The sequence below is a fragment of the Aeromonas veronii genome (assembly GCF_040215105.1).
Taxonomy (GTDB): domain Bacteria; phylum Pseudomonadota; class Gammaproteobacteria; order Enterobacterales; family Aeromonadaceae; genus Aeromonas; species Aeromonas veronii_G.
In genome coordinates this window covers 1,331,677-1,344,321 of sequence record NZ_CP157875.1, presented here as the reverse complement: position 1 = coordinate 1,344,321, position 12,645 = coordinate 1,331,677, and the positions used below count along the sequence as shown (strand labels likewise).

Genomic DNA, 12,645 nt, shown 5'->3' with positions numbered 1-12,645 from the left:
CCCCAGCCCGGCCTCTGCGCCGGGCTTTTTGTTGCTCGCTCACGAAGCGGCGCCCAGCGCATCGGAGGGAGCCTGGCGACGAAACGCGCTGGGGGTCAGGCCGGTGTGGCGCCGAAACGCGGTGTTGAAGGTCGATTTGCTGTTGAAACCGGCCTGGTAACAGATGCTGGCCACCGTCTCCTCGCTCCCTTGCAGCAATCGCTTGGCCTCCTCCACCCGGTAGCGGTTGATCCAGTCGTAGAAGTGTCCCCCCGAACAGGCGTTGATGGCGCTGGAAGCCTGATGCGTGCTGATCCCACACTCCCCCGCCAGCTTGCCAAGCGACAGGGCCGGATCCCGATAGGCACCGCTCTTCAGTTGGCGTTCTAGCTCGGCAAACAGGCACGACAGCCCCTCATCCCGCAAAGGGGCCTCGGGTTCTGGGCTCACCGATGCGGTCTCATGAGAGGGGGTCGCCACAAGAGGCGATGGCTGTGGCAGACGGGCGTGAGCCAGGATCTGCAACAGCAGCCAGGCGATGACCGGAGCCTGCAGGTAGGCGGTGGAGAAGGACCAGCCCAGCCAGCTCACAACAATCCTCACCAGCAGCAGCGAGGCCACCAGCAGTTGCAGCCCTTGCAGTTGCATCACCCAGGCCCGCAGCGCCGGTTTGCGGCTGACGACACCGAGTCGCCGCTGCTGCCACCAGTATCCCAGCCCCAGCAGGGCGATGATGAGCAGGTATTGATTGCCATAAGGCGTCAGCCCGGACCAGAGCGCCTCATCTTGCGCGCCGAGCAAGATCCTGCGGATTTTTTCCTCCGCCGGCAGCAGCCAATAAGGCAGATCCAGCAGGGCGACCAGCAGCAGCGGCAGGCCATGACCCAACTTTTCACGCCAGCGACCGAGAACGGCCTCCCCTTGCAGGGCACGGATGTAGCCATAGAGGCAGAAGGGGATCATTACCACCAGGGGATCCGCCAGCTTGAGCAGATGGGGCCAGTACATGAACCACTGCTGCTGATGGTAGAGATATTCAAGAGCCTGCAGGCTGCTCAGCATCAGCAGAGCCAGCAGGTAGCCGGAAGCCCCATCCCAGCGGGCCCGCCACCAGTTGATCACCGCCAGCAGCAGCATGGATCCCAGGCTCAGACTGAGCACCGCCGCCATTCCTTCCCATTGCATACCCGCTCCTTGAGGTACGGCTCCATCGAGACGAACCTGTTCACCCTTGATTTAATTGACTATTTATACCGATGGCCGGTTCCATCCAACGGGGCGACATCCCGGTTCCCCTGCACTTAAATACCCTCTCCTCCACGCAAAAAGCAACAAATTCATAACAACAGAGACCACAGAAGGAACTGACATGCGATCTCCTTTTTCCCTCCCTCTGCTCGGCTGCCTGGTATTGGCAGGCTGTCAGGACAACAGCAGCGAAGCGGATCCCCGCAGCCACTACAAGGTGGCCATCACCTACACGGAGCAAGGGGTGCCCCACATCAAGGCGAATGACTACGCCAGCCTCGGCTTTGGCGCCGGTTATGCCCACGCCGAGGAGAACCTCTGCACCCTGAGCGAGCAGATCATGAAGCTCCAGGGTGACAAGTCTCGCTGGTTCGGTGCTGGCGAGCAGCAGCGCAACCTGCTCTCCGACGTGGGTTATCGCACCCTGGCGCTGGTCGATGAGGCCAAGGGGCTTTATGACAAACTTTCCCCCGATGCCCGGGATCTCATCGAAGGCTATGTGGCGGGTTTCAACCATTCACTCGCGGCCAGAACCAGTCCGGCAGACTATCCCTCTCCCTGCCGCGGGGCTGAGTGGGTCACCCCCATCACCCCCACCCAGCTGCTGGCCTATCACCTGGATCTCGCCCAGCTCGCCAGCGGTCGCAGTTTCATCTCCGCCATGGCGGCGGCCCAGCCTCCCAGTCCTCAGGTCGCCGCCCGTGCCCTGCCAGCCCCGACACTCGAGTCTGAGTGGCTGCTCACCTCCGAGGGGATCGGCAGCAACGGCTGGGCACTGGGGGCGGATCGCAGCCGCAATGCCAGCGGACTGCTGCTCGGCAACCCGCATTTCCCCTGGGACGGCGAGCTCAGGTTCTATGAGCTGCACCTGCAGATCCCGGGCAAGCTCAACGTGACCGGGGCGACCATGATGGGCTTCCCTGCGGTGCTCATCGGCTTCAACGAGCAACTCGGCTGGACCCACACCGTCTCCCAGTCCAAGCGCTTCACCCTCTATCAACTGACTCTGGATCCGGACAATCCCCTGCGTTATCGCTACGGCAACGAGTGGCGGGAGATGAGCCAGAAGACAGTCACCCTCGAGGTACGCCAGGCCGACGGCAGCCTGCAACCCTACCGCCAGACCGTCTATGCCAGCCACTTCGGCCCCATGGTCAACCTGGCTTCCCTCTCGCCGGCCCTCGGCTGGAGCCGCAGCACAGCCATCAGTTTCCGCGATGCCAATGCCGGCAACTACAAGATGCTGGAACAGTGGCTGGCCATGGCCAGAGCCCAGAGCACCCCGGCCTTCTTTGACGCCCTTGCTGAGCATCAGGGGATCCCCTGGGTCAATACCCTGCTGGTCGACAAGCAGGGAGAGGCCAGCTACGTGGATGCCACCCAGGTTCCCCGCCTCGGAGCCAAGGCCGAAGCCTGGTGGCGCACGGCCTCCCAGAGCTCGCAGCTCGCCCCCATCTGGCTAGACGGTGAGGGCAGCGTGCTGCTGCCTGGCAATGACCCCGACTTCGAGTGGGTCGACAGCGGCCAGACCCGGGCCCCCGGCCTGGTCCCCCTGAGTCAGGCCCCCCGGCAGACCCGCAGCGACTATGTCTACAACGCCAATAGCAGTCACTGGCTCACCAACCTCGATGCCCCCCTCGAGGGCTACTCGATCCTTTACGGCCCCGAGCAGACGGTACGCAGCCCGCGCACCCGCTATAACGCCCTGCTCATCACCCATCCGGACAGCCAGGGACTGACCGGCCCGGATCGCCGCTTCACCCTTTCGGATCTGCAACGGGTGGTCACTCACAACGGTTCCCTGTTTGCCCGCGAGCTCAAAGAGCCCCTGCTGGCCCGCTGCCAAGCTCATCCCCTGATCCAGCTGACCACGGGCCCCCTGGATCTGAGCCCGAGCTGCAATGCCCTGGCTGGCTGGGATGGGGAGTATCAACTGGACAGCCGGGGCGCCCACCTGATGCGCGAGTGGTTGACGGCATTTCGCACCGGCGGTCACAGGGACATCAAGGACGCCCTGTTTGCCCTTCCCTTCGATCCGGCCAACCCCGCCACGACGCCTCGCGGGTTGGCCCCCTGGTCCGGCAACCCGGATCAGGATCCAGCCCTGCTGGCTCTGGCCGGGGCACAGCAACGCCTGCAAGGCGCACGGATAGCGCTGGATGCCTCCCTCGGCGAGTTGCAGTTCGTGCAGAAGGCCAGCGGCCTGGCTCCTGTCGCCCTGCCCGGTGGCAACTCGTTCGAAGGCATGTTCAACATGGTGCAGACCAACATGCCCTCGCGCAGCACCTCGGATCTGGCCAACATCATCACCGGCCAGGCCGTACCGGGCACCACGCTGCGCAGCCGGAATGATGATGGGGATGGTCAGCCGGATCTGCGCTATCGCGCCAACTATGGCTCCAGCTTCGTGCTGGCCCTGCAGTTCGATGCCGACGGCCCCAAGGCCGAGCGCTTCCTGAGCTATGGTCAGTCCCACGACCCCGAAAGCCCGCACTTCATCGATCAGACCGAACAGTTTGCCCGGCAACAGTGGCAGCCCATGCGCTTCACCGACGAGGAGATCGCCGCCCATCAGGAGCGCAAGCTGACACTCCAGGTGCCTCGCCCCCTCACGCCCTGATCACCTTGTGTAAACCATCCATCGCGGGCCCACGGGCCCGCTTGCTGGTTTGCAACTGTCGCCACGTTTTTGCCCGCCTCACTTGATGAGCAGTGGCTGCTCCCCCGCCATTGCATGTAACATCCTGCCCATGACGTTCCGCCGTCTGCGACCAGGCCTGTCCTTCTCATCTCTCTGCGCGCCTGATCATGGGGGCGGTCGTGCTCACGGGGCCCGCCCCCCGCCTCACCGGAACCCGCCACGCACAAGGATTTCAGATGCCAAGGCTCGACAGCATTCATCTCTACCCCATCAAATCGACGGCAGGCATGCCACTCTCCCGCGCCCGGGTGACCGAAGAAGGCCTGCTCGGGGATCGCCGCTACATGGTGGTCAAGCCGGACGGCAGCTTCATCACGGCCCGCACCCATCCCCAGTTGCAACTGGTGGTGGCCACGCCCATGGAGGGCGGCTTGCAGCTGCGCTACCCGGGCATGACGCCCCTCGCGCTGCACGAGAGCGACTTCAGTCGCGCACTCCAGGCTACCGGGGTCTGGGGTGACAGCTTCCAGGCCCTGCACACCCACGATCAGGCGGATGGCTGGTTGAGTCGCGTGGCCGGTGAGCCGGTACGCCTGCTCTGGCTCGGCGAGCGCTCCGAGCGTTTTCGCGCCAAGACCGGTACCCGGGTCAGCTTCGCCGACGGCTATCCCCTGCTGCTGATAAGCCAGGCCTCCCTTGAGGATCTCAACCTGAGATCCGAAGCCCTGCACCAGATGAGCCAGTTCAGGACCAACCTGGTGGCGAGCGATACCCGACCGTTCGAGGAAGATGGCTGGAAGCGGATCCGCATCGGTGAGGTGGAGTTCCTGGTGGCCAAGCCCTGCAGCCGCTGCATCATGACCACGGTGGAGCCCGGCAGCGACAGATTCAACGCCCTCAAGGAGCCGCTCGCCACCCTCACCCGCTATCGCCGAGGCGAAGACGGGGAGGTCTATTTCGGCCAGAACCTGGTGGCCCTGAACGAGGGCTGGATTGAAGCGGGCAGCGAGATCGAGGTGCTGGAGCGCGCCCGTCCCCCCGTCTATCCCAACGGCGCACCGAAGAAGCGGGAGCTGGTCTGCGTGGCGCGCGAGCCCCTGGCCCGGGATCTGGAGACCTTCTGGTTCGAGGCCGCCGATGGGGAACCGCTGCCAGACTATTTACCCGGCCAGCACCTGCCCATCAGCCTGGATATCGGTCAGGGGCAGGCGCGAGAGCGGCAGCAACGGCGCTACACCCTGAGCTCGACGCCGGATCTGCCGGAGCGTTACAGCATCAGCGTCAAACGCATCGGAGATGGTCGCCTCTCCCCCTGGTTGCACGGCCAGTTCAAGGTCGGCGACCGGCTGCTGGCTTCCCCTCCCGCCGGGGACTTCCATCTGGGGCGCGAGCGCAAGCTGCTGCTGCTCTCGGCAGGTTCCGGCGTCACCCCCATGCTCGCCATCGCCCGCACTCTGCAACTGCGCCATGAACTCGACGAAGTCCATTTCATGCACCTGTGCCGCAGCGAGGCCGACATCCCGGCCGCCGCCGAACTCAATGCCCTGCGCCAGGCCGGCATGGGCCTCACCCTGATACTGAGTCAACCGGGGAGCCATTGGCAGGGGCTGCGCGGTCGCCTCAGCAAGGAACACCTGGCCCGACTGCCGGATCTCGCGACCCGGGAGGTCTTCCTGTGCGGCCCCCATGGCTTCATGAGCGAGGCGGTCAAGCTGTTGCAGGCGCTGGACGTACCCGCCGATCGCATCAAGCAGGAGAGCTTCGGCGGCGCCATCCTCTCGGTGGCAAGGCCCCATCAGGCGGTGCAGCTGCGCATCGGCGAGCAGAGCTTCATGGGCAACAACCAGGGCACCGTGCTGGATCAGGCCCACAAGCAAGGAGTGGAGCTGCCCTGGAGCTGCCGCGCCGGCATCTGCGGCAGCTGCAAGCAGACCCTGCTCTCGGGAGAGGTGGATCATCCAGAGGCGCCGGCCATCACCGCCGCCGAGCGGGCCGAGGGCAGGATCCTCACCTGCTGCGCCGTGCCGCTGACCGATCTGGTGATTAAATAGGGCAACCTGCGGGCTGCCCCGCCGCGATAACGATCCCGCCCGGTTCATCGCCAAGGCGGAAACAAAAATGGCTGCCCGAGGGCAGCCATTTTTCATTGGGGGCAGGATTAACCGCGCAGGGCGGCGATACGCTGCTCGATGGGCGGGTGGCTCATGAACAGCTCGCTCATGGAGCGCTTGCCGTTGATGCCAAAGGCCATCATGGAACCTTCCATCTGGGGCTCGGCACCGCGGGAGAGGCGCTGCAGGGCGGCGATCATCTTGTCACGACCGGCCAGCTTGGCGGCGCCCGCGTCGGCGCGGAATTCACGCTGACGGCTGAACCACATGACGATGATGGAGGCCAGCACGCCGAAGATCATCTCCAGCACGAAGACGGTGATCATATAGGCGAAACCACCGGTGCTGCTGCTCTCTTCCTCGTTGTTGGAGCTGAAGAAGTTGCTGATGACGCCGGCCACGATGCGGGCGAAGAACATCACGAAGGTGTTCACCACCCCCTGGATCAGGGTCAGGGTCACCATGTCGCCATTGGCCACGTGGCTCACCTCGTGGGCCAGCACGGCTTCCGCCTCGTCACGGCTCATGCTGTAGAGCAGGCCGGACGACACCGCGACCAGCGAGTCGTCACGACGGGCGCCGGTGGCGAAGGCGTTCATCTCGGGCGAGTCATAGATCCCCACTTCCGGCATCTTGATGCCGGCTTCACGGGCCTGACGCGCCACCGTGCTCACCAGCCAGTGCTCGGTCTCGTTGCGGGGCTGCTCGATGACCTGGACGCCATAGCTGCGCTTGGCCATCCACTTGGACATCAGCAAGGAGATAAAGGAACCCCCAAACCCGAACACGGCACAGAACACCAACAGACCGGAAATGCTGGACTTGTTGATCCCCAGAACCGAGAACAGGATATTGAGTACCACCCCCAGCACCAGCATGACGGCCAGGTTGGTCACCAGGAATAGCATAATTCGCTTCATATTGACTCCTTGAAAGATAGATATGTGGTCAGGCCCGATCCATCGTCGCGCCGGTCCCACTTCTGTCCCAGATAATAGATAGACGCGATGAATGTTTGCTGAATGTGCCCCTCAAAGCAGAGGGGAAACGTCGAGACAACCGCGCAGATCTGCATCGAGTGGATTGTTTACAAAGGGTATTTCACCCAAAAACGGCGCCGGCATCAAGCCCCTCAGGGTATCCAGGTTCTCCGGATAGTGGCTCATGTGCTCATCCAGCCGGTTGATGACCCAGCCCGCGATGGGCAAGTCCTGATGGCGGATGGCGGCCACCGTGAGCAGGGCGTGGTTGAGGCAACCGAGCTTGGCCCCCACCACCACGATCACCGGCAGATTCTGCTGCTTGACCCAGTCCGACAGCAGGTGGGTTCTGTCCAGGGGCAGGAACCAGCCCCCCGCCCCCTCCACGATCACCAGTTCAGCCCCCGCCTGCTCGATGGCCCGCAGGCCGGCGCTCAGCCCCGCCATCTCGATGGTCTCTCCCACCTCCCTGGCGGCGATATGGGGCGCGATGGGCGGTTCATAGGCGAAGGGATTGACCTGCTCGTAGGGGAGCTTGAGGCTGGCCGCGGCCTGCAGTTGCAGGGCATCCTGATTGCGCAGGCCATCCGGGGTGCGGGCGCAACCCGCCGAGATGGGCTTGTAACCGGCGCAGCGAAGGCCGAGGGCTGAAAACTCCTGCAGCAGGGTGCGGGCGACCAGGGTCTTGCCCACGTCGGTGTCGGTGCCGGTGATGAAGAAGGATGTGGCCATGATGACTCCTCGGCGTGATGGCGGGCGACCCTCTGGCCGCCCGTCGCACTCATGGTATGGGGTGATAAAGAGGCCGACCCCGCAGGGTCGACTGATGGCAATGCAGGCAAACGTGCCAGCCTGTGGCCGGCGCGCTAACCCATCTTGGATGGGCGGACAAACCGGCCGATCATCATTGGCGCACGAGCCGCCCGAGGCAAACCTGATAACTGGCGGCCAGCAGGCCGTCTGGCTGGCGATACCGCTCATAGGCCTCCCCCAGGCGCCGCAGGCGCTGGCGATTGCCAAGGCCCTGGTTGCGCCCGTCGTTGACCTGGCTCGCCCCTATCCCCTTGAGATCGCGAAGCAAGCTGCCGAGATCGCCATAGGCCAGCTGCCAGGTCAGGGATGCCAGCTGGATGTCGGCAAAACCACCGTCGGCCACGGCACTGCGCAATTGTGGCAGCCCGAGGAAACGATTGACATGGGCAGACTCGTCAACCGTGCGCCAGGCCTCACGAAGCTGCCACAGCGACTCGGCAAGCAGGGTCGAGAAGAACAGCTGGCCGCCGGGTTTGAGCACCCGATGGAGCTCGGCGAAGGCCAGAGCCGGCTGCTCGCACCACTGCAGGGCCAGGCTTGAGAAGATCCAGTCAAGGCTCTGGTCGGCGAAGGGAAGCGCCTCCGCATCGCCGCACACCAATCGGGCTCCGCTCTGGCGCCTTGTTGCCTCCTGCAGCATGCCGGGGGCGAGATCCAGCCCGTAGAGCTGCTGGCAACGCCCGGCGAGCGCGGGCAGGAAGAAGCCGGTGCCGCAGCCGAGATCCAGGCCAGCTTCGGGTAGATCTGCGAGCAAACGCCTGGGCGCGCTCACGTCATGAGCCAGTCCCCTCTCGGGCAAACACAGGGCCGTGTGCGCATCCAGCGCCTGTCCGGTCGGTGACCACTCCCCCGCGGACATGCGTTCCAGCAGCGCCTGCCCCACCTCCTGCTGGAAGCGGGCATGGGCGTCATAGTGGTGGGCGGCGGCGCCGAAACGCCGCGCCAGCTGCACCTTGTCCACCCGCTGGAAGGGGGCCGCGCTGCCGACCTCATTGAGGATCCGGGCTTGCGAACAAGGGGGGCTCGACGGGGCCTCGTGGAGCGGGGCTTTATCCATGGGCTTGCCCTCCCTCATTGGATGCGAGGCCGAGGCCGTCCAGCAAGCGGTCGATGTGCGCTTCCTGATGGGCGGCGCTCAGGGTGATGCGAAGGCGCGCCGTGCCCGCCGGCACCGTCGGGGGGCGGATGGCGCCAACCCAGAGGCCGGCCTCTCGCAGCCGCTCGCTCAGGGCCAGGGCGGCGCGACTCTCCCCCACCAGCAGCGGCTGAATGGGAGTCTGGCTCGCACCCAGTGTCCAGCCGAGTTGCTCCGCCCCCTGTCGGAAGCGGGCGATCAGATGGTTCAAGTGGGCACGACGCTCATCGGCACCGCGCACCAAGGCGATGCTCTCGCTCACCGCCAAGGCCTGGGCGGCGGGCATGTGGGTGCTGTAGACATAGTGGCGGGCGAAGTTGACCAGATAATCCACCAGCTCGCGGCTGCCACCGACGAAGGCGCCGGCCACCCCGAGCGCCTTGCCAAAGGTGCCCATCTGGATGTGAACGCTATCCGGGCTAACCCCCTGGGCCGCGAGGGTGCCGCGCCCCTCTGGCCCCAGCACGCCGAGGCCGTGGGCGTCGTCGATCATCAGCCAGTTGTGGCTCTGGGCGGTGAGGCGGGCAAGCTCGGGCCAGGGACCCTGATCCCCGTCCATGCTGAACACCCCCTCGGAGACGATCAGCCCCCGACCGGGTTCCAGCTGCCGCGCCAGCGCCGCCATGTCGTTGTGGGCAAAGCGCCGCATCTTGCAGGGCAGCCGGCTCCCCATCTCCTGCAAGGAGGCATGATTGAGCCTGTCTTGCCACAGCAGGTGCTCCTTGCCGAGCAGGGCCCCCAGCACCGCCTGGTTGGCCGAAAAACCGCAGTTGAACAACAGTACCGCCTCCAGCCCCAACCACTCGGCGATGGTCTCCTCCAGTCGCTGATGGGCCCGGCTGTAACCGGTCACCAGGGGGGAGGCACCAGCACCGGCACCATATTGCTCGACGCCCGCCACCAGGGCGGCCTTGATGGCCTCATCCCCCGCCAGCCCCAGGTAGTCGTTGGCAGAAAAATTCAGATACTCCCGCCCATCCACCCAAAGCCTTGGCCCGGTCGGCCCTTCGGTCGGAACACGGCGACGCAGCAAATCCTGCTGCGCCCGGGTGGCCAGCGCCTCGCTCAGGGGGAAAGGGCCATAATGGGCAGTCACATGCGCAGATTTCATACCGATTTGACAGTGGATTGTGCTGATGACAGCGTCCTGCGCTGGCGGGTGGCGTCGTAGAACAGATCGCCACTCACCGGCTGGCTGGCGGCACGGGCCCGCAGTTCGGCCTCCAGCTCCTCGGTCTGCACCGCGTCCGGCTTCTGGGCCCGCTCTGCGGGGCGAATGCCGAGACGCTTGAACAGCTGCATGTCGCTGTTCTCGTCGGGGTTCGGGGTAGTCAGCAGCTTGCAGCCATAGAAGATGGAGTTGGCACCCGCCATGAAACACATGGCCTGCATCTGCTCGTTCATCTTCTCCCGCCCGGCGGAGAGACGCACGTGGGAGGCGGGCATCAGGATCCGCGCCACGGCGATGGTGCGGATAAATTCGAACGGATCCAGATTCTCCTCGTTCTCGAGCGGCGTGCCCTTCACCTTCACCAGCATGTTGATGGGGACGCTCTCCGGGTGGCGCGGCAGGTTGGCGAGCGCGATCAGCAAACCCGCCCGGTCCCGCGCCTGCTCCCCCATGCCGACGATGCCGCCGGAGCAGACCTTCATGCCGGCGCCGCGCACATGTTCCAGGGTGTCGAGACGGTCCTGATAGGTGCGGGTGGTGATGATGTCGCCGTAGAACTCCGGCGAGGTGTCGAGGTTGTGGTTGTAGTAATCAAGCCCGGCGGCGCCAAGACGCGCGGCCTGATCCGCGGTGAGCATCCCCAGGGTCATGCAGGTCTCCATGCCGAGCCCACGCACCCCCTCGATCATCTGCAGGATATAGGGCATGTCCCGTTCCTTGGGGTTGCGCCAGGCGGCCCCCATGCAGAAGCGCGACGAGCCGTTGGCCCTGGCCTCCCGGGCCCGCTCCAGCACTTTTTCCACCTCCATCAGCCGCTCGGCTTCGAGGCCGGTATGATAGCGGGCGCTCTGGGGGCAATATTTGCAATCCTCCGGGCAGGCACCGGTCTTGATGGAGAGCAAGGTGCTCACCTGCACCTCGTTGGGATCGAAATGGGCGCGGTGCACCGTCTGGGCCCGGAACAGCAGATCGTTGAACGGCAGGGCAAACAGGGCCTGCACCTCGTCGTGGGTCCAGTCGTGACGCAAGGCCCGTTGGCCCGTCGGGAGTGAATGCATGAATGGCTTCCAGTGATGTTGAAGGACTTCGCCTTCTTGATGGGGCGGATCGCCTCAGTGCCAGGACGCAGTCCCGAAGACTGCCGTCGGTGGCCGCATCAGCAACCGAGTAAGTGGCTGAAATTGTTGGCTAGTGTAAAGAGCCAGCGTAGACTGTCAACACCGACCAGATCATATGAATTGACAATAGAACAGATAATGACCAACCAAGAATTTGACCTGCGCCACGTCTGGCACCCCTATACCTCCCTCACCCGGCCCCTGCCCTGCTACGAGGTAGCCAGCGCCCAGGGGGTGACCCTGACCCTCAGCGACGGCCGTCAGCTGGTGGATGGCATGAGCTCCTGGTGGGCCTGCGTGCACGGTTACCAGGTGCCCGAGCTGGACGCCGCCGCCACCGCCCAGCTCGGCAAGATGTCCCACGTCATGTTTGGCGGCCTGACCCACGAGCCCGCCATCGCGCTGTGCCGCAAACTGGTGGAGATCACCCCGGCCGGGCTGGATCGGGTGTTCCTGGCGGATTCCGGCTCGGTAGCGGTAGAGGTGGCCCTCAAGATGGCCCTGCAGTACTGGCACGCCAAGGGCACGCCCCGCGCCAAGTTCGTCTCCCTGCGCGGCGGCTATCACGGCGACACCTTCGGCGCCATGAGCGTCTGCGATCCCGACGGCGGCATGCACGAGCTCTACAAGGGCTTTCTGCCCGAGCACCACTTCGTGGCGGCGCCGAGCTGCCGCTTCCATGCCCAGTGGGATGAGGAGTGCGTGGTGGAGCTCGCCACCCTGATGGCGGACAAACACGAGGAGATCGCCGCCATCGTGCTGGAGCCCATAGTGCAGGGGGCCGGTGGCATGCGCTTCTATCACCCCCGCTACCTGCAGTGGGTGCGCGCCCTGTGCGACGAGTTCGGGGTGCTGCTCATCGCCGACGAGATCGCCACCGGCTTTGGCCGCACCGGCCAGCTGTTTGCCTGCGACTGGGCCGGGATCAGCCCGGACATCCTGTGTCTGGGCAAGGCGCTCACCGGCGGCTACCTCACCCTGTCGGCGACCCTGACCACGGAGCATGTGGCCCGCACGATTTGCGATGGGAAAGCGGGCGTCTTCATGCACGGCCCCACCTTCATGGGCAATCCGCTGGCCTGCGCCGTCGCCAACGCCTCCATCGATCTGCTGCTGGCTTCCCCCTGGGCCGAGCGGGTCAAGGCCATCGAACATCAGCTCAAAAGCGAGCTGGTCCAGCTGACCCTGCACCCGGCGGTCGCCGATGTGCGGGTGCTCGGTGCCATCGGCGTGGTGGAGATGAAGGAGCGGGTGGACGTGGCACGCATCCAGCGCAGGTTCGTCGAGCTGGGAGCCTGGATCCGCCCCTTCGGCAAGCTGGTTTACCTCATGCCCCCCTTCGTCATCACCGAGGTGGAGCTGCGCGTGCTGACCCAGGCCATCGCAACGGCCATCGCCGACGGCGAGTTCTGATCCCTGGCGGCCCCGCCATGGCGCGGGGTCTTTTGA

General features: G+C 65.0%; 9 protein-coding genes. 3 read left to right on the top strand and 6 right to left on the bottom strand.

The features are described from left to right. Positions 1-39: 39 nt before the first annotated feature. Entirely contained in the window at positions 40-1,164 is a 1,125-nt protein-coding gene (locus ABNP46_RS06335) for a helix-turn-helix domain-containing protein (protein ID WP_349921567.1), read from the bottom strand. A 184-nt stretch (positions 1,165-1,348) separates the two neighbouring features. Here ABNP46_RS06335 and ABNP46_RS06330 point away from each other — a divergent pair, with 184 nt between their 5' ends. Continuing rightward, positions 1,349-3,847, top strand: coding sequence for a penicillin acylase family protein (locus ABNP46_RS06330; RefSeq protein WP_349921566.1), 2,499 nt, complete (start codon positions 1,349-1,351; stop codon positions 3,845-3,847). A 257-nt stretch (positions 3,848-4,104) separates the two neighbouring features. Further along, positions 4,105-5,919, top strand: coding sequence for an MOSC N-terminal beta barrel domain-containing protein (locus ABNP46_RS06325; protein ID WP_349921565.1), 1,815 nt, complete (start codon positions 4,105-4,107; stop codon positions 5,917-5,919). Between the two features lie 107 nt (positions 5,920-6,026). On the opposite strand, the gene htpX is transcribed toward ABNP46_RS06325, so the two are convergent. From htpX to bioB, 5 genes are all read right to left on the bottom strand, one after another. Next, a complete protein-coding gene (htpX, locus tag ABNP46_RS06320) occupies positions 6,027-6,899 on the bottom strand; it encodes a protease HtpX (RefSeq protein ID WP_349921564.1) in 873 nt (290 codons plus the stop codon). Positions 6,900-7,010: 111 nt separating this feature from the next. Beyond that, positions 7,011-7,691 carry a dethiobiotin synthase gene (bioD, locus tag ABNP46_RS06315; protein WP_349921563.1) on the bottom strand — a complete coding sequence of 227 codons (681 nt, stop codon included), beginning with the start codon at positions 7,689-7,691 and terminating at the stop codon, positions 7,011-7,013. A gap of 172 nt (positions 7,692-7,863) precedes the next feature. Further along, the gene (locus ABNP46_RS06310) at positions 7,864-8,829 is read right to left on the bottom strand and encodes a methyltransferase domain-containing protein (protein WP_349921562.1); all 966 of its coding nucleotides are present in this window, start codon (positions 8,827-8,829) and stop codon (positions 7,864-7,866) included. After that, on the bottom strand, positions 8,822-10,018 hold the full coding sequence (bioF, locus tag ABNP46_RS06305; protein ID WP_349921561.1) for an 8-amino-7-oxononanoate synthase: 1,197 nt from the start codon (positions 10,016-10,018) through the stop codon (positions 8,822-8,824). Before bioF ends, ABNP46_RS06310 begins: the two co-directional genes overlap by 8 nt. After that, positions 10,015-11,136, bottom strand: coding sequence for a biotin synthase BioB (bioB, locus tag ABNP46_RS06300; protein ID WP_349921560.1), 1,122 nt, complete (start codon positions 11,134-11,136; stop codon positions 10,015-10,017). Before bioB ends, bioF begins: the two co-directional genes overlap by 4 nt. A 198-nt stretch (positions 11,137-11,334) precedes the next feature. On the opposite strand from bioB, the gene bioA reads away from it, so the two are divergent. Next, on the top strand, positions 11,335-12,609 hold the full coding sequence (gene bioA, locus ABNP46_RS06295) for an adenosylmethionine--8-amino-7-oxononanoate transaminase (RefSeq protein ID WP_349921559.1): 1,275 nt from the start codon (positions 11,335-11,337) through the stop codon (positions 12,607-12,609). Positions 12,610-12,645: the final 36 nt, after the last annotated feature.